This is a genomic window from Acidovorax facilis, assembly GCF_023913775.1.
Lineage (GTDB): Bacteria > Pseudomonadota > Gammaproteobacteria > Burkholderiales > Burkholderiaceae_C > Acidovorax > Acidovorax facilis.
Genome location: NZ_JAMXAX010000005.1, coordinates 39,154 through 64,813 on the forward strand (window position 1 = coordinate 39,154; position 25,660 = coordinate 64,813).

General features: G+C 62.7%; 23 protein-coding genes and 1 tRNA gene. 17 read left to right on the plus strand and 7 right to left on the minus strand.

Annotated elements, in window-relative coordinates:
• Nucleotides 1-233: 233 nt before the first annotated feature.
• From NFX52_RS03195 to NFX52_RS03210, 4 genes are all read left to right on the plus strand, one after another.
• On the plus strand, nucleotides 234-1,466 hold the full coding sequence (locus NFX52_RS03195) for an HPP family protein (protein ID WP_435301285.1): 1,233 nt from the start codon (nucleotides 234-236) through the stop codon (nucleotides 1,464-1,466).
• A 226-nt stretch (nucleotides 1,467-1,692) separates the two neighbouring features.
• Nucleotides 1,693-1,944 carry a translation initiation factor IF-1 gene (infA, locus tag NFX52_RS03200; RefSeq protein ID WP_010465645.1) on the plus strand — a complete coding sequence of 84 codons (252 nt, stop codon included), beginning with the start codon at nucleotides 1,693-1,695 and terminating at the stop codon, nucleotides 1,942-1,944.
• Nucleotides 1,945-2,150: 206 nt separating this feature from the next.
• A tRNA-Pro gene (locus NFX52_RS03205) sits at nucleotides 2,151-2,227 on the plus strand.
• Between the two features lie 171 nt (nucleotides 2,228-2,398).
• Nucleotides 2,399-3,193, plus strand: a complete 795-nt coding sequence (locus NFX52_RS03210) for an acetyltransferase domain-containing protein (protein ID WP_055394053.1) — start codon at nucleotides 2,399-2,401, stop codon at nucleotides 3,191-3,193.
• Nucleotides 3,194-3,344: 151 nt separating this feature from the next.
• On the opposite strand, the gene NFX52_RS03215 is transcribed toward NFX52_RS03210, so the two are convergent.
• From NFX52_RS03215 to NFX52_RS03240, 6 genes are all read right to left on the minus strand, one after another.
• Nucleotides 3,345-4,130, minus strand: coding sequence for a peptidylprolyl isomerase (locus tag NFX52_RS03215; protein WP_055394051.1), 786 nt, complete (start codon nucleotides 4,128-4,130; stop codon nucleotides 3,345-3,347).
• Nucleotides 4,131-4,197: 67 nt separating this feature from the next.
• The gene (locus tag NFX52_RS03220) at nucleotides 4,198-4,458 is read right to left on the minus strand and encodes a BolA family protein (protein ID WP_055394049.1); all 261 of its coding nucleotides are present in this window, start codon (nucleotides 4,456-4,458) and stop codon (nucleotides 4,198-4,200) included.
• Nucleotides 4,459-4,471: 13 nt separating this feature from the next.
• The gene (locus tag NFX52_RS03225) at nucleotides 4,472-5,020 is read right to left on the minus strand and encodes a septation protein A (RefSeq protein WP_055394047.1); all 549 of its coding nucleotides are present in this window, start codon (nucleotides 5,018-5,020) and stop codon (nucleotides 4,472-4,474) included.
• 25 nt (nucleotides 5,021-5,045) lie between these two features.
• Entirely contained in the window at nucleotides 5,046-5,459 is a 414-nt protein-coding gene (gene msrB / locus NFX52_RS03230; RefSeq protein WP_055394045.1) for a peptide-methionine (R)-S-oxide reductase MsrB, read from the minus strand.
• Complete coding sequence (locus NFX52_RS03235; RefSeq protein ID WP_207401888.1) at nucleotides 5,456-6,940, minus strand: protein adenylyltransferase SelO; 1,485 nt, start codon at nucleotides 6,938-6,940, stop codon at nucleotides 5,456-5,458. Before NFX52_RS03235 ends, msrB begins: the two co-directional genes overlap by 4 nt.
• A 62-nt stretch (nucleotides 6,941-7,002) precedes the next feature.
• Entirely contained in the window at nucleotides 7,003-8,052 is a 1,050-nt protein-coding gene (locus NFX52_RS03240) for an AraC family transcriptional regulator (RefSeq protein WP_207401887.1), read from the minus strand.
• 194 nt (nucleotides 8,053-8,246) lie between these two features.
• Between NFX52_RS03240 and NFX52_RS03245 the strand changes: the two genes are divergently transcribed.
• Nucleotides 8,247-9,953, plus strand: a complete 1,707-nt coding sequence (locus NFX52_RS03245) for a carboxylesterase/lipase family protein (RefSeq protein WP_055394039.1) — start codon at nucleotides 8,247-8,249, stop codon at nucleotides 9,951-9,953.
• Between the two features lie 31 nt (nucleotides 9,954-9,984).
• Here the strand turns inward: NFX52_RS03245 and NFX52_RS03250 are convergent, their stop codons facing one another.
• Nucleotides 9,985-10,671 (minus strand): Crp/Fnr family transcriptional regulator, encoded by a 687-nt coding sequence (locus tag NFX52_RS03250; RefSeq protein ID WP_055394037.1) that lies wholly within the window; start codon nucleotides 10,669-10,671, stop codon nucleotides 9,985-9,987.
• Nucleotides 10,672-10,887: 216 nt separating this feature from the next.
• Between NFX52_RS03250 and NFX52_RS03255 the strand changes: the two genes are divergently transcribed.
• The 12 genes from NFX52_RS03255 (at nucleotide 10,888) to NFX52_RS03310 (ending at nucleotide 25,563) form a co-directional block, all read left to right on the plus strand.
• Nucleotides 10,888-12,531 carry a 3-(methylthio)propionyl-CoA ligase gene (locus NFX52_RS03255; RefSeq protein ID WP_252635382.1) on the plus strand — a complete coding sequence of 548 codons (1,644 nt, stop codon included), beginning with the start codon at nucleotides 10,888-10,890 and terminating at the stop codon, nucleotides 12,529-12,531.
• A 187-nt stretch (nucleotides 12,532-12,718) separates the two neighbouring features.
• Nucleotides 12,719-13,951: a branched-chain amino acid ABC transporter substrate-binding protein gene (locus NFX52_RS03260; protein WP_055394034.1), complete on the plus strand. Its 1,233-nt coding sequence runs from the start codon at nucleotides 12,719-12,721 to the stop codon at nucleotides 13,949-13,951.
• Between the two features lie 68 nt (nucleotides 13,952-14,019).
• Complete coding sequence (locus NFX52_RS03265; protein WP_055394032.1) at nucleotides 14,020-14,973, plus strand: branched-chain amino acid ABC transporter permease; 954 nt, start codon at nucleotides 14,020-14,022, stop codon at nucleotides 14,971-14,973.
• A 4-nt stretch (nucleotides 14,974-14,977) separates the two neighbouring features.
• The gene (locus tag NFX52_RS03270) at nucleotides 14,978-16,306 is read left to right on the plus strand and encodes a branched-chain amino acid ABC transporter permease (protein WP_055394030.1); all 1,329 of its coding nucleotides are present in this window, start codon (nucleotides 14,978-14,980) and stop codon (nucleotides 16,304-16,306) included.
• Between the two features lie 2 nt (nucleotides 16,307-16,308).
• A complete protein-coding gene (locus NFX52_RS03275) occupies nucleotides 16,309-17,103 on the plus strand; it encodes an ABC transporter ATP-binding protein (protein ID WP_055394028.1) in 795 nt (264 codons plus the stop codon).
• Nucleotide 17,104: 1 nt separating this feature from the next.
• On the plus strand, nucleotides 17,105-17,800 hold the full coding sequence (locus NFX52_RS03280; protein ID WP_055394026.1) for an ABC transporter ATP-binding protein: 696 nt from the start codon (nucleotides 17,105-17,107) through the stop codon (nucleotides 17,798-17,800).
• Between the two features lie 315 nt (nucleotides 17,801-18,115).
• The gene (locus NFX52_RS03285; protein ID WP_055394024.1) at nucleotides 18,116-20,215 is read left to right on the plus strand and encodes a 3-hydroxyacyl-CoA dehydrogenase NAD-binding domain-containing protein; all 2,100 of its coding nucleotides are present in this window, start codon (nucleotides 18,116-18,118) and stop codon (nucleotides 20,213-20,215) included.
• A 40-nt stretch (nucleotides 20,216-20,255) separates the two neighbouring features.
• Complete coding sequence (locus NFX52_RS03290) at nucleotides 20,256-21,431, plus strand: acetyl-CoA C-acyltransferase (protein WP_055394022.1); 1,176 nt, start codon at nucleotides 20,256-20,258, stop codon at nucleotides 21,429-21,431.
• A 352-nt stretch (nucleotides 21,432-21,783) separates the two neighbouring features.
• A complete protein-coding gene (locus NFX52_RS03295; protein ID WP_055394020.1) occupies nucleotides 21,784-22,266 on the plus strand; it encodes a hypothetical protein in 483 nt (160 codons plus the stop codon).
• Nucleotides 22,267-22,322: 56 nt separating this feature from the next.
• Complete coding sequence (locus NFX52_RS03300; RefSeq protein WP_055394018.1) at nucleotides 22,323-24,176, plus strand: acyl-CoA dehydrogenase; 1,854 nt, start codon at nucleotides 22,323-22,325, stop codon at nucleotides 24,174-24,176.
• Entirely contained in the window at nucleotides 24,176-24,385 is a 210-nt protein-coding gene (locus NFX52_RS03305) for a hypothetical protein (protein WP_055394016.1), read from the plus strand. Before NFX52_RS03300 ends, NFX52_RS03305 begins: the two co-directional genes overlap by 1 nt.
• 386 nt (nucleotides 24,386-24,771) lie before the next feature.
• The gene (locus NFX52_RS03310) at nucleotides 24,772-25,563 is read left to right on the plus strand and encodes an SDR family oxidoreductase (RefSeq protein WP_055394014.1); all 792 of its coding nucleotides are present in this window, start codon (nucleotides 24,772-24,774) and stop codon (nucleotides 25,561-25,563) included.
• The last annotated feature ends 97 nt before the right edge of the window (nucleotides 25,564-25,660 follow it).

A 25,660-nucleotide genomic window follows, 5' to 3' on the forward strand; every position in this document is an offset into this window, starting at 1 on the left:
TGCTGTGGGCAGCTATTTGAGCCTCCGGTATCAGTAGTTTCGAGCATAGGCACGGTTCTGAAAGCCCTGACGGGTTGTTTGGCCGCGAGTGTGGGGGCTCTCTGGATGGGAGTGCTTCAATGCCCTGCAAAATGGAGGCATGGGTAACTCTGGAGGCCGGTGTTGCCTGCTCTTGAAGGGGCTGCGCCCCGTCTCGCCGGAAGGCGGGCAAACCGCATGTTTCCGATTGCTTCATGCCCCTTTCATCAGCCCCATCTTCATCGTCCACTTCCCAATCCATGCGGGTGCGTCTAGCCCGGTGGTTGCGCCATTTCTGGCCCGCACCGTTAGGTATCGACGGACGCGAAAGGCTTCGCTTCATTGTGGGCGCCGTGATCGGTGTACTGCTGACGGGATTACTCAGCCGCTGGTGGGCAGGGGGAAGCAGCGCAGGTCCCTGGATGGTGGCATCGCTGGGGGCGAGTGCGGTCCTGGTGTTTGGCATGCCGTCCAGTCCACTGGCCCAGCCCTGGCCGGTCCTGGGAGGAAGTACTTTGTCTGCGCTGGTGGGCGCAGTTTGCTCCGCGTTCATCCCAGACCCGGCACTTGCAGGGGCGGTTGCGGTGGGGTTGGCTATTGCGCTGATGGTGCCCCTGCGTTGCCTGCATCCACCGGGCGGAGCAATGGCGCTGTATGTCGTGCTGACCGCGGGGGGCGGGTGGCATCTGGCCGCATTTCCCATCCTGTTCAATGTGATCGTTCTCTTGGTCTCGGCCGTGGTCTACAACGGCCTGACAGGGCGCCGGTACCCCCATCCTCAGTGGATGGCGGCCCGAACCGATATTGCTCAGGGCGCTTTTACCGCCTCGGATGTGGATGCAGCGTTGGCACACTACAACCAGGTGCTGGACGTGAGCCGTGCCGATCTGGAAGGGCTGTTGCACTTGGCGGGCCGTGCAGCCTTCCAGCGGACGCTGGGGGAGGTTCGCTGTTCGGACATCATGTCAAGGCCACCGTTTGCGGTGGAGGCGGGGATTTCCCTTAAAGACGCCTGGGCGTTGATGCGTGCCCAGCAGATCAAGGCGCTGCCCGTGGTGGATGCTCAACGCCTGGTGGTAGGTATCGTGACGGTGGCGGACTTCATGCGGCTGGCCAACCTGGATATGCATGAAGGTTTGGGGCAGCGTTTACGGATGCTGGTCATGGGGCGTACGGGGCAGCCCCAGAATGTGGGCGAAATCATGTCGCACCCGGTCCAGGTGGCCCACGTGGGGCAGCACGCCATGGATCTCGTCCTTCTGTTTTCCCAGGGCGGGCACCACCATATTCCCATTGTGGAGAGCGAGGGCCGTCTGGTAGGGGTGATCACACAGACGGACCTTGTGCGGACGTTGGCAGCAGCTGTGCAAGGGCGCGACGAGGGAGGCTCTGCGGGTGCCACCTCGGTGCGCGGGCGTGCGCCGACCGAAGAGCAAGCTGCCCCATAGGCAAGACGCGGTACATCGCGGTACAATTGACAGGCTTTGCACAGTGCTTATGCCTGTCCATTGAAGCCGTCTCCCCCGGCCCTCTGCCTGATCTGCGCCCCGGGTGCAGCGACTCCCACCGCCCGCAATGCACCGTGTGTCGAGCACCGACCACGCCGTAGCTGCCGTGGTGGATGCACAAGCGTCAGGTGCCGATCACAGAATATTTGTTTTGAAAAGATAGAACATGGCCAAAGAAGAACTCATTGAAATGCAAGGCTCCGTGACGGAAGTCCTTCCCGACTCGCGCTTTCGCGTGACGCTGGACAACGGTCACCAACTGATCGCCTACACGGGCGGCAAGATGCGCAAGCACCACATCCGCATTCTGGCGGGTGACAAGGTGTCGTTGGAAATGTCGCCCTACGATTTGTCCAAAGGACGCATCACGTTCCGCCATCTGGCCGGTCGCGGTCCCGGCCCTTCGGGCAATCGTTGATATTCGGCCCCGGGGAGACACGGACTGGCGCTTGCTTGTTCCGGCTCTTGGGGCAAACGGTTTCTTGTGTTCCTTCATCTGCGCACTGTTTCTCCCAGAGGCGGTGCTTTCCCGGTTCAGGTCTTCGCACCGTGCTTTTAAAAAAATCACAAAAAGCACGCGTTGAACCAAAAACAGGGAAATTGCCGGGTTAGAATACGAGCTGTCGGAGCGTAGCGCAGCCTGGTAGCGCATCTGCTTTGGGAGCAGAGGGTCGCGAGTTCGAATCCCGCCGCTCCGACCAATGTTTGAAGGCCTTGCAGCACATGCTGCAAGGCCTTTTTTCTTGCCCGCATTCTTTTTGCTTGTTGGAATGTATGGTTCGACCCGCGTGGCAAGACGGAGTTGGATTTGCGTACCATCTGGCCCATAGGGCGGGCAAGTGTCCGCACCGACACCTTCCGCTGGTATTGCCATGAACCGTGCGCTTCCCTTGCCGCCTGCCCCGTTCTCCTCGCTCCAGCCGTCACCACGTTATGACAGCGTAGATGCATTGCGCGGCCTGGCAATGGTGTGGATGACGGTCTTCCACTTTTGCTTTGACCTGAGCCATCTGGGCTTCTGGCCGCAGAATTTCCGCGCCGACCCATTCTGGACCTCGCAGCGGACGGTGATCGTGAGCTTGTTCCTGTTCTGCGCCGGGCTGGGGCAGGCCATTGCGCTGCACCAGGGGCAGGGGTGGGCTCGGTTTGGTCGGCGGTGGTTGCAGATCGCTGGCTGCGCGCTGCTGGTGTCTGCGGGGTCGTTCGTGATGTTTCCCCACAGCTTCATCCATTTTGGCGTGCTGCACGGTATGGCTGTGATGCTGCTCATTGCCCGGTGTACCGCAGGGTGGGATAGGTGGCTGTGGTTTGCCGGGTTGGTGGCTGTGGCGTTGCCATCGGTAGCGCACCAGCTTTTGGTGGGTGCATGGGCTGAAGCTGCGCCCTGGTTCAATGGGCGCGCGCTCAACTGGCTGGGTCTGGTGTCGCGCAAGCCTTTTACCGAAGACTACGTACCCGTGCTGCCGTGGTTGGGGGTGTTTTGGTGGGGGCTGGCTGCCGGCCAATGGGCCATGGCTGCGGGTCGGGGCCACTGGCTGGGGTGGCGGGTTCCCCAAGGCTTGCAGCCGCTGGCACTGCTGGGGCGGTGGAGCCTGAGCTATTACATGGTGCACCAGCCGGTCATGATTGGGCTGCTGATGGCGGTAGCCTGGATAACGAGGGGTTAGTGGGCCGGGGACCGCTCTGGGGTCTGCACCCATAGGCCCCGCTGCCGCTCCGGTCACCGTGGGGCGGTTTTCCACCCGCCCATAAAAAAACGCGGCCTGGGCCGCGTTTTTTGAGTGCATTGCCAAAGCAGATGCGCAGTTGCCTTGCCAGTTACTCGACCTTGGCCTTGGCGCGCAGGTCTTCCTGGAACTTGGCCAGCTTTTGCTGTTGCAGCTGCTGGGCCACCTGGGGCTTCACTTCTTCCAGCTTGGGCAGTTCTGCTTGGCGCACGTCGTCCAGGCGGATAACGTGCCAGCCGAACTGGCTCTTCACGGGAGCGTCGGTCATCTTGCCCTTTTGGAGCTTGACCAGTGCTTCCGTGAATTCGCTCACGTAGCTCGAAGGATTGGCCCAATCCAGGTCGCCACCCTTGGCGCCAGAACCTGGGTCCTTGGACTGCTTCTTGGCGATGTCTTCAAACTTGGCGCCCTTCTTGATGGAGGCGATGATGGCCTTGGCATCCGCTTCCTTTTCCACCAGGATGTGGCTGGCCTTGTATTCCTTGCCGCTGTTGGCTGCCACGAACTTGTCGTACTCAGCCTGGATCTCGGCGTCGGTCACCGGGTTCTTTTTCTGGTAGTCGGCGAACAGTTCGCGGATCAGAATGGTCTGGCGGGCCAGATCCATTTGTGCCTTGTAGTCTGCCGAGCCTTCCAGGCCGCGCTTTTGCGCTTCCTGCATGAAGATTTCGCGGGTGATGACTTCTTCCTTGATCTGGCCTTCGATGTCAGGCGTTACAGGACGGCCCGAGCGTTCCACCTGCTGCTTGAGGGCTTCAACGCGCTCTTTTGGCACGGCCTTGCCATTGACGATGGCGACATTCTGGGCGGAAACGGGCAGGGCCAACGTGCCCAGCACGGCAGCGGCCACGAGGCCGGACAGGAGCTGTTTCTTCATGCGGAATCCAAAAAATGAGAGGTTGTTTGCCAGCTGAGTTCCGGCAACAGAGGATATGGGGGCCGGTTCAGAGAACTTCAATGGCGAGGGCGTGAACGCCTTGGTCAATAAATTCTTGCAGCGCATCATACACAAGGCGATGCTGCGCAACGCGGGGCTTGCCTGTAAACAAAGGTGACGAAATGCGCACCCGAAAATGGGTGCCAAAGCCGGTGCCGTTGGCGCCCGCGTGCCCTGCATGGGCGGCACTTTCATCAAGCACTTCCAGGGCGGTGGGTGTAAGACGGTCCGCCAGGGTCTGGTGCATTTGCTGAGCGAGGGAGGTCATGGCAGGTTGTCCTTCAGGCAGCAGGCTCGTCGCCTTCGTCGCCCTTGATGTGGGGCGCCACATAGATGCCCTGGCCCACCAGGAAGACCAGAGGGAAGGCGTAGCCCCAGAGCTTGAAATCCACCCAGGCCTCGGTGCTGAAGTTGACCACGACATACGCGTTGATGGCCGACATGAAGGCGCAGTACACGATCCAGGCAACGTTCAGCCGGTGCCACACGCTCTCTGGCAGCGTCAGCTGGCTGCCCAGCAGCATCTTGAGGAAGTTCTTCTTCATGGCCCACACCGCTACCGCGAGGGCGATGGACATGGCGCCGTACAGCACCGTGGGCTTCCACTTGATGAAGCGGTCGTCCTGCAGCACCAGCGTGAGCGTGCCGAACAGCAGGATCAGCACCAGGGTGACCTTGTGCATGGTCTGCAGGCGCCGGTCGATGGCGTAGATCAGCGCCATTTGAGCGACCGTGGCACCCATCAGCACCGCAGTGCCCACATAGATGCCATAGAACTTGTAGGCCCCGAAGAACAGCAGGATGGGGAAGAAGTCGATCAGAATTTTCATGGGGTCAGGGGGCGGGTCTCGGGGCTCAGTCCTTGCCGGATTCGAAATCCAGCGAGGCCGAGTTCATGCAGTAGCGCAGGCCGGTGGGGGTGGGGCCATCTTCAAAGACATGGCCCAGGTGGGCCCCGCATTGTGCACACACGGTCTCCGTGCGGACCATGCCATGGCTGCGGTCCACGATCTCGGTGATGGCGCCGGGGATGGCTTGCGAGAAGCTGGGCCAGCCGCAGCCTGCGTCGAACTTGGTGACGGAATCGAACAGTTTCGCACCGCAGCAGATGCAGTGGTAGCTGCCATCGGCCCAATGGGCTTCGTATTTGCCGGTGAATGGCCGCTCGGTGGCGGCGTGGCGCGTCACCTGCAACGCGACGGGCTCGGCGCCCTTGTCCTTGAGGATGGCTTGCCATTCGGCATCGGATTTCTGAACGGGGTAGGTCATGATGAACAGCTGATCTCGATGGAAGAGGCCCAGTCGGGCGGGAAGGCTGCGTAGGCGTCGTGCCCGGGGTGCTCGTCAAAGGGGTGCTCCAGCAGCCGCTGCAGGGTTTGGAGTTCGCTGAAGTCGCCAAGTTTCGCGGCACGTATGGCCTGCTCGCCCAGGTGGTTGCGCAAAACGAACTTGGGATTGGTTTTTAGCATCAAATTAGCCGCTAGCGCTTTATTATCAAGCGCCAATAGCTCTGAATATGATAGCAACCAGTTGTTAAAGGCGGTACGGTCGGCGAACAGGTCGCGCACCGGCTCAAAATCGTCCTGTTGCACCGCGTGCGACAGGCGGCGCCAGAAGATGGTGTGGTCCACGGCGTTCTGGGCCAGCAGTACCAAGATGCCGTCGATCAGTTCTGCATCTTTCTCGCGTGCCTGGGCCAGCCCCAGTTTGCTGCGCATGCGGGCCATGAACGCTTCCGGGAACACGGTCTTGTAGGACTCCAGGGCCCCCTTCGCCAGTTCCTGGTCGCCGATCAGTGGCAGCAAGGCCTGCGCCAGGCAGAACAGGTTCCAGTACGCCACATTGGGCTGGCGGTTGTAGGCATAGCGGCCCTGGTTGTCGCTGTGGTTGCACACATGGCCGGGCACAAAGGCGTCCAGAAACTGGAAAGGACCGTAGTCAATGGTCAGCCCCAGGATGCTCATGTTGTCGGTGTTCATCACCCCATGGCAAAAGCCCACTGCCTGCCACTGTGCCATCAGGTGTGCGGTGCGTTCGCTCACGTCCTGCAGCAGGGCGGCATACGCGTTGCCGCCGAAGTCGCGGGTGTCCCGGCATTCGGGGTAGTAGCGGGCGATAACGTAGTCGGCCAGGGTCTTGAGCTGTGCTTGCAGGTCGTTGGCTGCAAAGTGCTCGAAATGGCCAAAACGCACAAAGCTGGGGGCCACCCGCGTCACTACGGAGGCCGTCTCAACCTCTTCACGGCGCACGGGTGCGGGCGAACCGGTGATGCACAGTGCGCGCGATGTCGGAATGCCCAGGCCATGCATGGCCTCGCTGCACAGGAATTCACGGATGCTGGAGCGCAGCACAGCGCGCCCGTCGCCCATGCGGGAGTAGGGGGTGCGGCCAGCGCCCTTGAGCTGGATTTCGAGGCCCGCCGCAGTTTCTCCCAGCAAGATGGCGCGGCCATCACCCAGTTGGCCGGCCCACACGCCGAACTGGTGGCCGCTGTAGACGCTGGCCAGGGGCCGAGAGCCTGCAAGCAGCGTATTGCCGGTGAAGGCTTGCAGGGCTTCGTCCCGCTGCAGCCAGTCAGCGTCAAGGCCGATCAGCTGTGCAACGGCAGTGCTGGTGCCCACCCAGTGGGGGGCGGGCAGCGGAGTGGGGCGCAGTTCGGTGAAAAAGTCCGGTCCCAGGGCGGCAAATCCGTGCTTCCAGGCCAGGCCGATATCGGCGGTGGGGGTCACGCTTTCGGCGGGCAGGTTCATGGGTGGATTGTCTCGCACCCCGGATGCCCCGGCGCTTGCAGGGCCTTGGACCACGGCCCGGCCTATGCGGCCTGGGTAGAGCCTTGGCCTTCGGCCTCGGGGTACAGCACCTGCGCGCGGTACTGGCCCGGCGGGAGGCCAAACCAGCGCTTGCAGGCCCGAAACAGGTTGCTCTGGTCGGCAAAGCCCAGCAGGTCGGCCACCTCGGCCAGGCTTCGGCGCTCGTCGCTGAGGTACTGGCGTGCCAGTTCACAGCGGGTGTCGTCCAGCAACTGCTGGTAACTGACGGATTCGGCCTGCAGGCGCCGCTGCAGCGTGCGGTCCGTCAGGTGCAGGCGCGCGGCCACGTCTTCGCGGCGGGGCTCGCCCCGGTGCAGGATGCGGGCTACCTCGGTGCGCACGCGTGTGCTGGTGAGAGACTGGCCCAGGTGGTCCAGTTCGGTCTCTACCAGCCGCTCGTGCAGGGCCCACAGGCTGGGGTTGTGTGTGGGGATGTCGGCCCGCAGATCGGCCTCGGCCAGCAAAAACCGGTTGGCTGCCTGCCCGAAGCGGGGCAGCATGCCAAACGCCACATGGTAGGGCGCCTCACCGGTAGCGGCGGGTTGTGGCGTGGTCAGCTCCACAGCCAGAGGGCGAAGCTCCCGGCGTGTGAGCCAGCAGCACAGCGTGAACAGTGTGAGCAGGGCGTATTCGACACGCTGGCGCGGAATGGGGCGGGTGGCGCCGATGTGCGCGATGGAGATCCAGTAGCCGCGTGCATCGTGGTCCAGCGCGAAGGTGGTGCAGTCCGAGATCACCGCCATGTGGCGCGTGAGGTGCTGAAAACCCACCAGCAGGTTGGGGCCGGACGCCAGCGCGTAGCCCACCACATCCACATTGCCGTAGCGCGCCGTGAGCTGCGGGCACAGCCCCAGCGCCACCTTGCCCGAACGTGCCACCGCCAGCTCCCACAGGCGGCTGATCTTGTCCACATCAACACGGGTTTGTGGCAGTTGCAGCGCCGCCAGATCGATGCCCGCTTCGGCGCATAACTCGGCAGCAGGCAAGCCTTCGGCGGCCATCATGTCGGTGATGCCGCGCACCCAGGCGGCAGAGCTTGTGCGGGGAGTCATGGGGTGGCGAGTAGAAGAAATGGCGGATCAGGGTTTACGCGCGGTGGTGGCCTGAAGTCAGTGTTTTGGCAAGGTTGCGATAGTAGCCAAACGCCACCCGGTTCCCACAATCGCCTCCGAGGTTGTGCCCTGCCCGTAGTGTGACTGCAGACAGAGGCCCGACCCATTCCTGAAAACCCCCAAGGAGACAAGACATGGTCGATTCGCGCTGGCGTTTGCAATGGTTGGGAGCGGTGTTTTCGGCCGCAGCAATGGTGGGCTGCGGCGGTGGTTCCGGCTCTGCGCCCGAGGTGCGCGAGACGGTGTACGGCACCTTGCGCGGTGTGGACGACAGTGCGGTGACCGGCACCTACGCGTGGAAAGGTGTTCCTTTTGCCAAGCCACCCGTGGGCGAGCTGCGCTGGCAACCGCCCGCAGCCCCAGCCGCCTGGTCCGGAGAGCGTGACGCCACACGTTTTGGCAGTGCCTGCCTGCAAATGGGCCGCATCTACGGCCCCGGTGCCAACAACCGGTTTGACAACACGATTGGCGAGACTCTGGGCACGCCGGTAGGCAGCGAGGACTGCCTGACCCTCAATATCTGGCGCCCAGCCACCTCGCAAGACAAGCTGCCTGTGCTGCTGTTCCTGCATGGCGGGAGTGCCATCTCGGGCTACACGGCCGATCCCGTCTACGACGGCGCTTCGCTGGCACGGTCTGCCAACGCCGTGGTGGTCACGGCCAACTACCGGCTCGACGTTCTGGGCTACTTCCAGATGCCGCCACTGCACGCCGGTACGCAGCCCTACACCGGCAACTACGCGCTGCTCGACAACGTGCAGGCACTTCGCTTCATCCAGAACAATATTGCCAGCTTTGGCGGCAATGCTGGCAATGTCACGCTGATGGGGCAGTCCGCGGGCGCCATCAACGCGCTGGCGCTGCTGGTCGCGCCCCAGGCCGCGGGGTTGTTCCACAAGCTCGTACCGGTCAGTGGCGGAATTTCGCTGGCGACGAACCTGCCGCCCGGTTCGATTCCCACGCTCAACCCGGCCTCCCGGTACACCGCGCAGGCGGGCATGCTGCTGGCGCATCTGGCGCTGGCTGATGGCCTGGCGCCTGCGCTTGCTGATGCACAGGCGCTCGTTGCGGGATGGCCCCCTGCGCAGGTAGCCAGCTACCTGCGTGGCAAGGACGCGCGGGTAGTGCTGCAGACGGTGCTCAAGAACGGTCTCACGGGCTCGGGCCCCATCCCTGATGGCGTGGTGGTGCCCGCAGATCCGATCGCCGAAATGGGCGCTAGCCGCTATCACAAGGTGCCCGTGCTGTCTGGCTACACGGGCGAGGAGGGCAAGCTGTTTGCGCCTTTCCTGGCGCTGCTGGGCGGCAAGCCGGGCATGAAGATCTCCGACGCCGAGCGCTTTGTGATGATGCAGAACTTCAACCCCGATGCTCCCACCACGCTCACGGCTGGCGACATCCTGGATGCCTCTTACCTGCCGGTCACGGCGCCCGGCACGGGCTACAACGCGCGCACCCGCCTGCTGGGCAGCGTGTTCATCGATCCGAGCCGCGACAACCTGCTCAATACCCTGCGCAGTCAGCAATCCACGGTATGGAGCTACCAGTTCAACTGGGCCCAGCAGCCCGCGCCCTGGAACGATGTGTACGGCGCGGCGCATGCGTTTGACCTGCCGTTCCTGTTCGGCAACTTTGGACCTTCGGTCTTTGCCAAGGCCACCAACAGCACGGCCAATCAGCCCGGCCGACTGGCGCTGTCGCGCGCGATGATGGACACCATGCGTGCCTTTGTGCACACGGGCAACCCGAACAACGCAACGGTCAACCAAAACTGGACGCCATGGCCCAGTCGGCTCGTGTTCGACGCCGACCAGAAGGCCATGCGCCTGAGCGTGCAGTGAGTGTGAACGTGCTTATGCACTCTGCAGTGCGTCAGCGTGCCGCAGTGGCGGCGAGGTATGCGTTCAGCGCCTCGTCGTCCACGATAGCCACACGGCCGAAGTCCAGCGACACGATGCCCCGGCCTTCCAGCACACGCAGTACCTTGTTCACCGTCTGGCGTGACAGGCCCACCAGTTGGCCGAGCTCTTCCTGCGTGAGGTTCAACCGCCGTGTGCTGCGCCAGAACAGGCGGCTCAGGTACAGCGCTACGCGGTGTTCGGGGGATTGCGTGCGCCCGGCCTCGATGATCGTCATGGCCTGGCCCAGGCGCATGTTTAGGTGCTGCACCAGAAACTGGTTGAAGCCCAGGCTGGTCTCGCGCAGCGTGGCAAACAGTGGCAGAGGCAGGCACAGCAGCGTGGTGGGCCGCAAGGCCACAACGTGGTACCGGCGGGGCTCGGGTTTCATGGCTGAGCCTTCGCCAAACCACTCGCCGTCAGGTACCCCGATGAACGCCGAGGCGCGGCCCTGGCTGGCGGGGCTTTGCAGCATCACCAAGCCTGACAACACTGCATGCCAGCCTTGTACCGCGCTGCCGGCCGGCATCATGACTGTTCCCTTGTCGGCGTGCTGCACGGACACCTCGTCGCGCAGCCTCTCCTGCAGGGCCACGGGGACACCTGCAAACCAGGGCTGGGCTTCGATGAATCGCTGTGCGGACGGCGCGGAGCTGAGCATGGGCGTGATTGTCGTTGTTCGGGGACCGTACGTTCAGGGTATTCCCTTGCCCTTTGTCAACGGGACGACAGGTGTTGGCAGGCACGCTGGACACGCGCACACTGAACCCCTGTTGGGGGTGTCGGTCTGGCGGGGCCGCTTGCCTGGGCGACACCGCCATGAGAACCCCCGCGCTACGATGATCGTTCCCTTCACTACAACATCCAAGGAGCACACATGCTGGGCCTGATGCAGAGCCAACCGTTGCTGATTTCGTCGCTGATCGAGTTCGCCGAGCGCCACCATGGCGACGCCGAAATCGTGTCCCGCCGGGTCGAGGGCGACATCCATCGCTACACCTACCGCGATCTGGCTGTCCGCGCACGCCGCCTGGCCAATGCGCTGGATGAAATGAAACTGCAGTTCAGCGACCGCGTAGCCACGCTGGCCTGGAACGGCTACCGCCACATGGAGATGTACTTTGGTGTGAGCGGCTCGGGCCGTGTGCTGCACACCGTGAACCCGCGCCTGCACCCCGACCAGATTGCGTGGATCATGAACCATGCCGAAGATCAGGTGCTGTGTTTTGATGTGACCTTTCTGCCCCTCGTGCAGGCCGTGCATGCCAGGTGCCCCACGGTGAAGAAGTGGGTGGCGCTGTGTGATGCCGACAAGCTGCCTGCGGATTCAGGCATCCCTGGCCTCACCAGTTACGAAGCCTGGCTCGGTGCGCAGTCGCCCGACTACGCCTGGCCCGAGTTTGACGAGAACTCCGCGTCGAGCATGTGCTACACGAGCGGCACCACGGGCAACCCCAAGGCCGCGCTGTACAGCCACCGTTCGACCACGCTGCATGCCTATGCGGCAGCGCTGCCTGATGTGATGTGCCTTTCCGCACGCGACTCCGTGCTGCCGGTGGTGCCCATGTTCCACGTCAATGCCTGGGGCATTCCTTACTCAGCGGCCCTCACGGGTTGCAAGCTGGTGTTCCCTGGTCCCGCCATGGATGGAAAGTCGATTTACGAACTGATCGAAGGCGAAAAGGTTACCTACGCAGCTGGCGTGCCCACCGTGTGGCAGATGATGCTCGGCCACATGAAGCCTGCGGGTCTGAAGTTCTCCACGCTGCGCCGCACTGTCATCGGTGGCTCGGCCTGCCCGCCCGCCATGATCCATGCCTTCAAGGAAGACTACGGCGTGGAGGTGCTGCACGCCTGGGGCACGACCGAGATGAGCCCGCTGGGCACGCTGTGCACCTTGAAGAACAAGCACCTGGCCATGTCCAAGGATGACCAGATGAAGATCCTGCAAAAGCAGGGCCGCGCGATCTACGGTGTGGACATGAAGATCGTAGGGGGCGATGGCAGCGAGTTGCCTTGGGATGGCAAGACCTATGGGGATTTGCTGGTCAAGGGGCCGTGGATCGTCGGCAGCTATTTCAAGGGCGAGGGCGGCAATCCGCTCGTCAAAGACGCGCAGGGCCGGGGCTGGTTCCCCACGGGCGATGTGGCCACCATCGACGCTGACGGCTTCATGCAGATCACCGACCGCAGCAAGGATGTGATCAAGTCCGGTGGCGAGTGGATCAGTTCCATCGACATCGAGAACATTGCGATGGCCCACCCCGCAATTGCCATGGCGGCCTGTGTGGGTATGCCCCACCCCAAGTGGGACGAGCGCCCCATCGTGGCCGTGGTCAAGCGGCCGGGCACCGAGGTGACGCGCGAAGAGCTGCTGGCCTTCTACGAAGGCAAGACGGCCAAGTGGCAGATCCCCGATGACGTGGTGTTCGTTGATGCCATTCCATTGGGCGCCACCGGCAAGATGCTCAAGACCAAGCTGCGTGAGCAGCTCAAGGATTACAAGCTTCCAGGCCTGTGATCAGGGTGGGGCAGTGCACATGCGCGCATCGCTTGCGAACGCCATTTTTTGCATTGCCCCAGGCTGGTGCGCGCTCGGGGGAGTGCTGCGCCAGTCACGTGTGCGACGCTGGTAGGGGCAATCCCTGAGCATCGCTTTGTTGCAACGCGGTACGCTGCGTTGTGTCGATTTACAAGGAGACAAAAGCATGAAGTTCGCTATTAAGGCTGTAGCAGCCTCGGTAATCTTGGCAAGCGCTGGCGGGGCCTTCGCTCAAAAGGGCGAGACGGTGAAAATCGCCTGGCTCGACCCCCTGTCTGGCCTGATGGCGGCAGTGGGAACGAACCAGCTCAAGAGCTTCCAGTTCATCGCAGAAGAGTTCAACAAGAAGAACCCTGCAGGCGTCAAATTCGAAATCATCGGCATCGACAACAAACTCAGTCCCCAGGAAACCACCAGCGCCCTGCGCTCGGCCATGGACCAGGGTGCGCGCTACGTGGTGCAGGGCAACGGCTCCGGCCCCGCACTGGCGATCATGGATGCGCTGGAAAAGCACAACGCGCGCAACCCTGGCAAGGAAGTCCTGTTCCTGAACTACGCTGCCGTGGACCCAGACCTCACCAACAGCAAGTGCAGCTACTGGCACTTCCGCTTGGACGCTGACACCTCCATGAAGATGGAAGCCCTGACCACGTACATGAAGGACATGCCCGAGGTCAAGAAGGTCTACCTGATCAACCAGAACTACTCGCACGGCCACCAGGTCTCCAAGTTCGCCAAGGAAATGATGCAGCGCAAGCGCCCTGACGTGCAGTTCGTCGGCGACGATCTGCACCCGCTGGCTCAGGTGCGTGATTTCTCTCCCTACATTGCCAAGATCAAGCAATCGGGCGCCGACAGCGTGATCACCGGCAACTGGGGTTCTGATCTGGCGCTGCTGATCAAGGCCGCCAACGACGCGGGCCTGAACAACGTCAACTTCTACACCTACTACGGCTCGGTCACTGGCAGCCCCACCGCTATGGGCTCGGCCGCAGCAGGGCGCGTCTACATGGTGGCCTATGCCCACATGAACCTGCCCGGGCCGCTGAACCAGATCGTGGTGGACTACAAGAAGAAGTTCAACGACGACATGTACACGGGCGCGGTTTACCACGCATTCACGATGCTGTCCGAAGGTTTTACCAAGGCCAAGTCGACCGATCCGGTCAAGGTGGCTGCTGCGTTCGAGGGCATGAAGTTCAAGAGCTTCAATGGCGAAGTCGAGATGCGCAAGACCGATCACCAACTGCAGCAGGGCCTGTTCATCTCCAAGTGGGAGAAGGCTGGCGGCAAGTTCCCGATCGACTCTGAAAACACGGGTTACACCTTTGTGCCTGTGAAGTACTACGAGCCCTATGTGGCGAGCACGCCCACGTCGTGCCAGATGAAGCGCCCGTAAGCCTTGCGCAATCGCTTCGAGGCCCGACCACTCGGGCCTTTTTTTTACCCCTGCAGTGAAAAATTCCAATGAATCCTGAGTTTTTCGTGATCTCTTTGCTGAACGGCGTGAGCTACGGGCTCCTGCTGTTCATGCTGAGTTCCGGCCTCACGCTGATCTTCAGCATGATGGGCGTGCTCAACTTTGCACACACCAGCTTCTACATGCTGGGTGCCTACTTCGCGTTCACCATCTCTGGGGTGGTGGGCTTCTGGCCAGCGCTGGTGCTGGCACCCCTCGTCGTGTTTGCGCTGGGGGCCGCGTTCGAGCGCTATTGCCTGCGCCGGGTGCACAAGTTCGGCCACGTGCCCGAACTGCTGGTCACGTTCGGCCTGTCCTACCTCATTCTGGAAGTGGTGCAACTGGTCTGGGGCCGTTCCACGGTGCCTTATGGCCTGCCCGAGCAATTGCAGGGTCCGCTGTTTTCGCTCTATGGCACGCAATTTCCCAAGTCGCGCTCGTTTGTGATGCTCGTGGCCCTGCTGATGCTGGTGTCGGTGTGGCTGCTGCTCACACGCACGCGCATCGGTCTCGTCATCCAGGCCGCCCTCAAGTACCCCGAGATGGTCGAGGCGTTGGGCCACAACGTGCCGCGCGTCTTCATGCTGGTGTTTGGCGGTGGTGCCGCGCTGGCCGGCCTGGCGGGGGTGATCGGTGGCAACACCTATGTCACCGAGCCTGCGATGGCGGCCTCAGTGGGTTCCATCATCTTTGTCGTGGTGGTGGTGGGTGGCATGGGCTCGCTGGCAGGTGCCTTCCTGGCATCGCTGCTCATCGGTCTGGTGCAGACCTTTGCCGTGGCGCTGGACTACTCTCTGATCCATGTCTTCAAGGCCGTGGGCGTGGCGGTGACTGACCAAACCTTCGGCTACCCCTTGCTCAAGCTCACGATTTCCCAGGTCGCGCCCATCCTGCCCTACCTGTTCCTCGTGCTGATCCTGATCTTCCGCCCCAAGGGCTTGCTGGGCACGCGGGAGGACTGATGCCATGAATTCCACTACAACCACTACTGTCGCTTCCAGCGCCACGTCGCACTACCGGTTCAAGCCCTGGAACGTCGGGCGCCTCATCATCTGGACGTTGTTCGCGGTCATGCTCATCGTGGCGCCCATGCTGTTTCGCAGCAGCCTGGCGCTGACCATGCTCTCGCAGATCGGCTACCTGATCATCATCTGCCTGTCCTACAACATCCTGCTGGGGCAGGGCGGCATGCTGAGCTTTGGCCATGCGGTCTACACCGGCCTGGGTTCGTTCATCGCCATTCATGCAATGAACATGGCCACCAAGGGCTCTGTGCACATTCCGCTGGTTTTCATTCCACTGGTGGGCGGCCTGGCAGGGGCATTTTTTGCCATCCTGCTCGGTTTTGTCACTACCAAGAAGTCGGGCACCACCTTCGCAATGATCACGCTGGGTATTGGCGAACTGGTGGCCTCCATGGCGCTGATGTTCCCCGAGTTCTTCGGCGGAGAAGGCGGCATCACCACGGACCGGGTGTATGGCAAAGCCTTCTTTGGCATCACTTTCGGGCCTGCGATTCAGGTGTACTACCTGATTGCAGCGTACTGTTTTGTCTGCACTGCCGCCATGTTTGCATTCACCGGCACGCCGCTGGGCCGCATCCTGAACGCTGTGCGCGACAACCCCGAGCGCGTCGAGTTCATCGGCTACAACACTCAGCGTGTGCGCTACTTCGCATTCATCATCGCGGGCTTTTTTGCCGGTATCGGAGGTGGGCTGGCCACAATCAACTTCGAGATCATCACGGGAGCTGACAGCCTGAGCGTGATTCGCTCCGGCGGCTACCTGCTGTTCACATTCCTCGGGGGGGCAACGTTCTTCTTCGGCCCCATCATCGGCGCGGTGCTGTTGGTGCTGGCATCGGTGTTGCTGTCCGAACTGTCCAAGGCATGGTTGTTGTACCTGGGCCTGGTGTTCCTGTTCATGGTGATGTATGCGCCCGGAGGCATTGCCAGCCTGATCATGATGAACCTGCGGCTGGCCAAGTACGGCAAGCTGCGTCAGCTCTGGAGTTCTTACCTGGCGCTGGGCGGCACGGCGCTGGTGGGGGTGATGGGCGCAGCCTGCATGATCGAGATGACCTACCACCTGCAGCTCAACGCGGCCCTGGGGCCAGAACTGACGTTCCTAGGGGCCACGCTCAATGCCGCGGGCTTTACGAGCTGGTTTGGCGCCATTTTCGTGATGGTCACGGGCTTTGGACTTTTTGAACTCTGCCGCCGCCAGTTCCTGCGGCAGTGGAGCACGATCCAGGAAGAGATCGAACATGAAATCAAGCGTGGGGAGGCGCTGTAAACATGGCAGCTGACAACCCAACCAACACCACCTATGCCCTGGAACTGCGCGACCTGCGCAAGAGCTTTGGCAAGACGGAAATTATCCGTGGCGTTAACCTGTCCGTGGCCTCGGGCGAACGCGTGGCCATCATCGGCCCCAATGGCGCGGGCAAGTCCACGCTGTTCAATCTCATCAGTGGGCGTTTTGCGCCCACAAGCGGGGATGTGATCCTCAATGGCCAGCGCATCAACGGGCTGGCGCCGTACGAGATCAACCGCAAGGGGCTGTCGCGCAGCTTCCAGATCACGAACATCTTTCCCAAGCTCTCGGTGTTCGAGAACCTGCGCTGCGGTGTGCTCTGGAGCATGGGCTACAAGTACACGTTCCTGCGTTTCCTGTCGAACCTGCACGATGCCAATGAGCGCGCCAAGCAGCTCATGGAAATGATCAAGCTCGACAAGAAGCGCGACACGCTGGCGATGAACCTCACCTATGCCGAGCAGCGCGCGCTGGAGATCGGCATCACCATCGCGGGTGGTGCCAACGTGATCCTGCTCGACGAGCCCACGGCCGGCATGAGCAAGACCGAGACCACGCGCTTCATCCACCTCATCAAGGAAGTGACCGAAGGCCGCACGCTGCTGACGGTGGAGCATGACATGGGCGTGGTCTTTGGCCTGGCGGACAAGATTGCTGTGGTGGTCTATGGCGAGGTCATTGCCTATGACACGCCCGACAAGGTGCGCGCCAACCAGCGCGTGCAGGAGGCCTATCTGGGCTCTGTCGTTGCGGACGAGCAAGGGGCGGGACATTGACATGCTGAAAATCGAAAATCTCCACGCCTATTACGGCAAGAGCCATGTGCTGCATGGCGTGACCTTCGACGTACAACCCGGTGAAATCGTGGCCCTGCTGGGGCGTAACGGCTCGGGCCGTTCCACCACCGCCAAGGCCATCATGGGCCTGGTGGACTGGGAGGGCACGCTGAACTGGAAGGGGCAGGACCTCAACGGCAAGAAGGCTTACGAGATCGCCCACCTGGGGGTGGGCTACGTGCCCGAAAGCCGCGATGTGTTCCCCAACCTCACCGTGCACCAGAACTTGCTGCTGGGCCAGAAAGGCAAAGGCAAGAGTAGCCGCTGGTCGTTTGACGACATGTACGAGATGTTCCCGCGCCTCAAGGAGCGCCAGCACACCGAGGCGGGCGTGATGTCGGGCGGCGAGCAGCAGATGCTTACGCTGTGCCGCACCCTGATGGGCGACCCCGACCTGATCATCATCGACGAGCCCACCGAAGGCCTGGCCCCAAAGATTGTCGAGCTGGTGGGGCAGTACCTGCAGACCATCAAGGCGCGGGGTATCTCGGTGCTGCTGATCGAGCAGAAGCTGACCATTGCCATGAAGATCTCGGACCGCGCGCTGGTCATGGGGCACGGCTCGATCGTGTTCCAGGGCACACCGGACAGCCTGCGGGCCGACAACTACATCCGCAAGGAATGGCTGGAGGTATGAAAGCCCCCCTGAGTCGCTTCGCGCCTTCCCCCCAAAGGGGGGACGCCCCCAGCGCGGCGGGGCGGCCCTTGCGCGGGGGCACTGGCCTTGGCCGCGCCGGTCTCACCGGCTGCGGGCCGTGCCCCAGCCTGTGATTGGCCAATAGAGGCGCCTGGAATCCCCATGGCGCCTTCTTTATGTCCGGTGGAGCCGTTTGGCGGCGACAGCCTTGTCCCGCCCGGGACAAATTGACACTGTCAATGTCACGCGAAGTCTCTACAATAAAAACGCACGACCGTTCTTTTTCACTTTTCCAAGCAAGCAAGGAACACCAGCATGACCGCTGAATACAAAGTCCACGGCTCCGTTGCCGTGATCACCATGGCCAACCCTCCCGTCAACGGACTGGGCCTGGCGACCCGCCAAGGCATCGTGGACGGCCTTGGCCGTGCCAATGCCGATGCAGCGGTCACGTCCATCGTGATCACCGGTGCCGGTGGTGCGTTCTCTGGCGGCGCCGACATCAAGGAGTTCGGCACCGACAAGTCGCTGCAAGAACCCAACCTGCTGTCGGTGATTGCCGCCATTGAAAACTCGGCCAAGCCTGTCGTGGCCGCCATGCACAGCGTGGCCATGGGCGGCGGGCTGGAGCTGGCCCTGGGTTGCCACTACCGCATTGCGGCGCCTGGCTGCTCGATTGCACTGCCCGAAGTCAAGCTGGGCCTGATCCCCGGCGCGGGCGGCACGCAGCGCCTGCCCCGCGTGATTGGTGTTGAAGCCGCGCTCAACCTCATCGTGAGCGGCGAGCCCGTGAAGAGCGAAATGATTGGCGCCGTGCCCGGCCAGAAGCTGTTTGACAAGATGGCAGCGTCGGCCGAATCGCTGGCCGCAGAAGCCCTGGCATTCGCGCAGAGCGTGGCCGATGCCCGCCCGCTGCCCCTGGTGCGCAACTTCCCCTGCAAGCACCCCGAAGGCGACGCGTACTTCCAGTTCGCGCGCAACATGGTCAAGGGCATGGCCAAGAACTTCCCCGCACCCGCCAAGTGCGTGGACGCTGTTGAAGCCGCCACCAAGAAGAAGTTTGCCGAAGGCATGCTGGTCGAGCGCGAGATCTTTATCAACCTGATGTGGACGCCGGAGTCGCGTGCATTGCGCCACCTGTTCATGGCCGAGCGTGCGGCGAGCAAGATCCCTGATGTCGCATCCGACACCCCCAAGCGCGACATCAAGCTGGTGGGCGTGATTGGCGCGGGCACCATGGGCGGCGGCATTTCCATGAACTTCCTGAACGCAGGCATCCCCGTCAAGATCCTGGAAATGAAGCAGGAAGCCCTGGACCGTGGCGTGGCCACGATCAAGAAGAACTACGAAGCCCAGGTCAAGAAGGGAAAGCTCAAGCAGGACAAGTACGAGCAGCGCATGGCCCTGCTGAGCACCACGCTGAGCTACGACGATCTCAAGGACTGCGACCTCATCATCGAAGCCGTGTTCGAAGAGATGGGCGTCAAGGAAGCCGTGTTCAAGCAACTCGACGCTGTGGCCAAGCCTGGCGCCATTCTGGCTTCCAACACCTCCACGCTCGACGTGGACAAGATCGCAGCGTTTACCAAGCGTCCGCAGGACGTGGTGGGCATGCACTTCTTCAGCCCTGCCAACGTGATGAAGCTGCTGGAAGTGGTGCGTGGCAAGGAGACCGCCAAGGACGTGCTGGCCACGGTGATGGCCATCGGCAAGAAGATCAAGAAGACTTCAGTGGTCTCGGGCGTGTGCGATGGTTTCATCGGCAACCGCATGATCGAGCAGTACAGCCGCCAGGCTGGCTTCCTGCTGGACGAAGGCTGCACGCCCCAGCAGGTGGACAAGGCCATCGAAAAGTTTGGCTTTGCCATGGGTCCGTTCCGCATGGGCGACCTGGCGGGCAACGACATTGGCTGGGCCATCCGCAAGCGCCGCTCCGTCGAACGTGCCGACATGAAGTACAGCCGCACGGCCGACAAGCTGTGTGAACTGGGCCGCTTCGGCCAGAAGACCGGCGCAGGCTGGTACGACTACCAGGCCGGCAAGCGTGACGCGATCCCGAGCGACCTGGTCAACAAGATGATCGAAGACCATCGCAAGGAACTGGGCATCACGCCGCGCAAGATTTCGGACGAAGAAATCGTGCAGCGCCTGGTGTTCGCCCTGGTCAACGAAGGCGCGCACATCCTGGAAGACGGCATCGCCAGCAAGTCCGGCGACATCGACATGGTGTACTTGACCGGCTACGGTTTCCCCATCCACCGTGGCGGCCCCATGCACTACGCCAGCGAAGTGGGTCTGTTCAACGTGGTGCAGGCCATGGACCGTTTTGCCAAGAACCCGCTGGATGACGCAGCGTTCTGGAAGCCCGCTCCGCTGCTGGCCAAGCTGGCCGCCGAAGGCAAGGCCTTCCAGTAAATAGCCGCGTGCACCCATCCACAGAATCAAAGGAATTCACATGACCTCCGCAGTGATTGTTTCTACCGCCCGCACGCCGCTCGCCAAGAGCTGGAAGGGTTCTTTCAACATGACGCATGGCGCCACCCTGGGCGGCCATGCCGTGCAGCACGCCGTGTTGCGCGCCGGCATTGATGGCGCTGACGTGGACGACGTCATCATGGGTTGCGCGACACCCGAAGGTGCCACAGGCAGCAACATCGCGCGCCAGATCGCCCTGAAGGCCGGCCTGCCCATCACCGCCTCCGGTGTCACCGTCAACCGCTTCTGCTCGTCGGGCCTGCAGACCATTGCCATGGCCGCCCAGCGCATCATCGCTGGCGAAGCCGATGTGTTCGTGGCCGGTGGTGTCGAAAGCATCTCCTGCGTGCAGCAGGAGATGAACCTGCACATGATCCAGGACCTGGCCTTGGCCAAGCAAAAGCCCGAGATCTACTGGAGCATGCTGCAGACCGCCGAGCAAGTGGCCAAGCGCTACAACATCGGCCGCGAAGCCATGGACGAATACGGTGCCGCCAGCCAGCAGAAGGCTTGCGCAGCGCAGGCCGCTGGCTTGTTCGACGCAGAAATCGCCCCCATCACGGTGACGGCCGGTGTGGCCGACAAAACGCTGGGCCTGATCACCAAGCAGGTCACCGTGAGCAAGGATGAAGGCACACGCGAAGGCACCACGGTAGAAGCCATCAGCGGCCTGCGCTCGGCGCTGCCTGGCGGTTTGATCTCTGCCGGCAACGCCAGCCAGTTCTCCGACGGCGCCGGCGCCTGCGTGGTGACCAGCGAAGAGTACGCCAGCAAGAAGGGCCTCAAGCCCCTGGGCCGCTTCCTCGGCTTTGCGGTGGCAGGTTGCGAGCCCGACGAAATGGGCATCGGCCCCGTGTTTGCCGTGCCCAAGGTGCTGAAAAAGCTGGGCCTCACGGTGCAGGACATCGACCTGTGGGAGCTGAACGAAGCCTTTGCCGTGCAGGTGCTGTACTGCCGCGACAAGCTGGGCATTCCGGCCGACCGCCTGAACGTCAACGGCGGCGCGATTGCCGTGGGCCACCCCTACGGTGTGTCGGGCCAGCGCCTCACGGGCCACGCGCTTATCGAAGGCAAGCGCCGTGGTGCGAAGAAGGTGTGCGTGACGATGTGCATTGGTGGCGGCATGGGCGCTGCGGGCATTTTCGAAGTGCTGTAAAACTTGGCTTGGGGCGGCGCAACAGGCGGCACCTACACGTGTTTCCTGTGCGCTTGCCCCTTTGTGGGTGGCGCAAGCAGCAGTGGTGGGGCCCATGGGCGGACCGCATGTGTTGGCTCTCCGCACAGCAAATTTCAGATGGATGCCTGAACTACCGGTAGAAGGGGATGAGAGGAAGACACCAGGGCCCAGCAGTGCCGGGGGGGTGAAGAGGCGCTGGCTACAAATTGTTGCTTTGCCGGGGCATGATGCGCCCCTCGGCGCGGTTGGCGCGGGCAGAATCCGCGCGACCACCGGCTTGCCTGTGGCCCTGAACCACTCTCCTTTCTCCATCCCGAACCCGGTACCTCCCATGCGTTGTCTGCTTCCTTCCTTTCGCCACTGTGTCGCCCTCTCGGCCCTTGCCGTTGCATGCGGTGCCCATGCCCAGAGCCAGACTTACAAGCTCCAGCTGCCGCTGGAGTCGGACTCCGACGTGGTTTTGCAGGACATCGTGGTGGACGCCAAACAGACGCGGGTGACGCTTGCCGTCAAGAACACCACCGATGAATCGTTCGAGGCCTGTGCACAACCCACCGGCTCGCCCGATGCGTTCACGCTCAAGGACCTGGGCACCGGCACCGTGCTGCAGCAGTTGTCGATTGGAGGCCTGTCTTTCTGCAACGTGAAGATGGATGTGGTCAAGCCCGGCCGCAACAAGCTCGTCAAGATCACGTTCCCGCCACTGCCTGCAGGTGCCACACGCCTGCAGCTCGGAGAAGCCAATTGCCAGCCCAAGCCCGATTCGGACATGGACTACTGGTGTTTCAAGAACATCGTGCTGCCTGCACGCTGAGGCCCTATCAGGCCATTGGAGATCGGGCATGCACGCAGCCACAAGGAGACCTTCTGATGACCCTGCGTTCCACGCTCGACTTTCTGCTGTATGACTGGCTCGATGCCCAGTCCCTCACGGCCCGCACGCGTTTTGCAGACCACTCGCGCGAAACCTTCGATGCGGTGCTCGACACCTGCGAGCGCATCGCTCGCGAGAAGTACGCGCCCTTCAACCGCACCGTAGACATCGAGGAGCCACACTTCGACGGTGAAAAGGTCATCCTGCCCCAGGCGACTTACGAGGCGCGCAAGGCCTACGCGGAATCCGGCCTGTTGTCGGCCGCGCAGGACTACGAGGTCGGCGGCATGCAGCTGCCCTATGCCGTCGAGGCGGCCGCCAACAGCTTCTTTGCGGTGGCATCCATCAGCATCGGCTCGAACCTGCTGACTTCGGGCAACGCCAACCTGCTCATGGTGCATGGCACCGAGGCGCAAAAGCAGGTGTTTGCACTCAATGAATTCAACGGGCGTTGGTCGGGCACCATGTGTCTGTCCGAGCCGCAGGCGGGCTCCTCGCTGTCGGATGTGGCCACGCGCGCAGTGCCTGATGGCGATGGCTTCGAGGCCGACCCATTGGGTGCAAGGTATCGCCTCACGGGCAACAAGATGTGGATCAGCTCGGGCGACCATGAGCTGACCGAAAACATCGTGCACCTGGTGCTGGCCAAGATCCCGGGGCCGGACGGCAAGCTGGTGCCGGGCACCAAGGGCATCTCGTTGTTCATCGTGCCCAAGAAACTGGTGGACACCGAAGGCAAGCTCACCGGCGTGCGCAACGACGTGGCGCTGGCGGGCCTCAACCACAAGCTGGGCTGGCGCGGTACCACCAACACGCTGCTTAATTTCGGTGAAGGCAGGTTCCCGGTTGAGGGCAAGGCCGGGGCCGTGGGCTACCTGGTGGGCCAGCCCGGCAAGGGCCTGCACTGCATGTTCCACATGATGAACGAGGCGCGCATTGGCATCGGCATGGCCGCCACCATGCTGGGGCTGGCGGGCTACTACGCCAGCCTGGACTACGCCAGGAACCGGCCCCAGGGGCGCCCGGTGCAGGGCCCCAAGGATGGCGCTGCTGCCGTGGTCAAGGACGCCGCCCAGCCCCAGGTGCGCATCATCGAACACGCCGACGTCAAGCGCATGCTGCTGGCCCAGAAGTCGTATGGCGAAGGGGCGCTCGCGCTCAACCTGTTTTGCGCCAAGCTGGTGGACGAGCAGCACACGGGCGACGCGGCGACGGCCGACGAAGCCCGCCTGCTGCTGGAGGTGCTCACCCCCATTGCCAAGAGCTGGCCCAGCGAGTTCTGCCTGGAGGCCAACTCATTGGCCATCCAGATCCATGGTGGCTATGGCTACACCCGCGACTTCCCGGTGGAGCAGTACTGGCGCGACAACCGCCTGAACATGATCCACGAAGGCACCCACGGCATCCAGGCCATGGACCTGCTCGGCCGCAAGGTGCTGATGGAAGGCGGCCGCGGCCTGCAACTGCTGGCCGGGCGCATCAACGCCACCATCGAACGTGCGATCCAGGTGCCCGCACTGGCGGCCCATGCCAACGCGCTGGGCAAGGCGCTGCAGGACGTGGGCGCCGCCACCAAGGCCGCCTGGGCCACGGGCCAGCCTGCCGATGCGCTGGCCAATGCCGTGCCCTACATGCAGGCCTTTGGCCACACGGTGCTCGCCTGGGTTTGGCTGGACGTGGCCCTGGCCACGCTGGCCCGGGATGCCGATCTGGCCCAGCCCGCGAGCGTGGGACGCATGGGCGGCATGCGCTTTTTCTTCCACTACGAGCTGCCCAAGATCGGTGCCTGGCTGCAGGTGGTGAGCACGCGCGATGCCACCTGCGCGGCCTTCCCTGAAGAGGCATTTTGATGGCGGCGCAACTCACCCTGCAACGCCTGCACAAGCTCATCTGGCTGCTGATTTACGGCGGGTTGCTCACGCTGATACTGGGCATCGCCACCGCCCGCACCGATCAGGCTCTGGGCTGGAGCCTCATCGTGGGCGGCGGGGTGCTGGCCGTGGTGGGTGTGGTGCTGATCGCGGTGCGGGCCCGGTTGCACACCGACCCCGGCCCTTAGAGCCTGTTCAAAGTCTTTTTGGAGACCGCATTGGAGTGCAATCGGGATGAGTGGATGCTTCGGATGCGCCGCATGGGCTCATGCCCATGCAAGCAGCCGGGGCGTCCAATCGCCCGATTTCACTCCAACCCTTCGGGCAAGTGCCTTGCCGGGCTGTCTGCGGCGTTGCGGCGCTTGCCAATAGCCGCGCTATTGGCTGCCCACCGCGCCTTGCATCCCATCCCGGCAAGGCACTTGTGCGGCTCCAGAAAAATTTTGAACAGGCTCTTAGCTGAACGCCCGACACCCCCGCGACACAAAGCGCCCGCATTGCATCGCACAATCCTCGGGCGCGTGGGGCAAACACCCAACGACAGATCCATCCAAAACCGAAGGAGACTTTCAGCATGACCCGTACCATCCAACAACTGTTTGACCTCACCGGCAAGACCGCACTGGTCACCGGCGGCTCGCGCGGCCTGGGACTGCAACTGGCTCACGCGCTGGGCGAAGCGGGCGCCAAGATCATGCTCAGCTCGCGCAAGGCGTCTGACCTGGAAGAGGCTGCCGCCGACCTGCAGGCTGCGGGTATCGACGCACGGTGGATCGCCGCTGATTGCGCCAAGGAAGACGACATCCGGCGTCTGGCCGACGAGACCCTGGAGCGCCTGGGCCATGTGGACATCCTCGTCAACAACGCAGGCGCAGCCTGGGGTGCCCCTGCCGAAGACCACCCTGTGGACGCGTGGGACAAGGTGATGAACCTCAACGTGCGCGGTTACTTCATCCTGAGTCAGCACATCGCCAAGCACAGCATGATCGCGCGCCGCAGCGGCAGCATCATCAACGTGGCGTCCATCGCAGGCTTGGGCGGCAACCCCAAGGGCATGAACACCATTGCTTACAACACCTCCAAGGGCGCGGTGATCAACTTCACACGGGCCCTGGCCGCTGAATGGGGCGCGTACAACATCCGCGTCAACGCCATCTGCCCGGGTTTCTTCCCAAGCAAAATGACGGTGGGTACGCTCAAGGCCATGGGCGAGGAAGCGCTGGCCGCCCACGCCCCCCTGGGCCGTCTCGGCGATGATGAAGATCTGAAGGGCCTGTGCGCGTTGTACGCGTCGGATGCGGGCAAGCACATCACCGGCCAATGGCTGGCGGTGGACGGAGGCGTGAGTATCGTCACGGGAGGGTGAATTCGGTACATCCCCCTGAGGCGCTGTGCGCCTTCCCCCTTCTCTCGGCTTCGCCGGGAAGGAGGACGCAGCCCTCGCCGCGGGGCGGCCCTTGCTC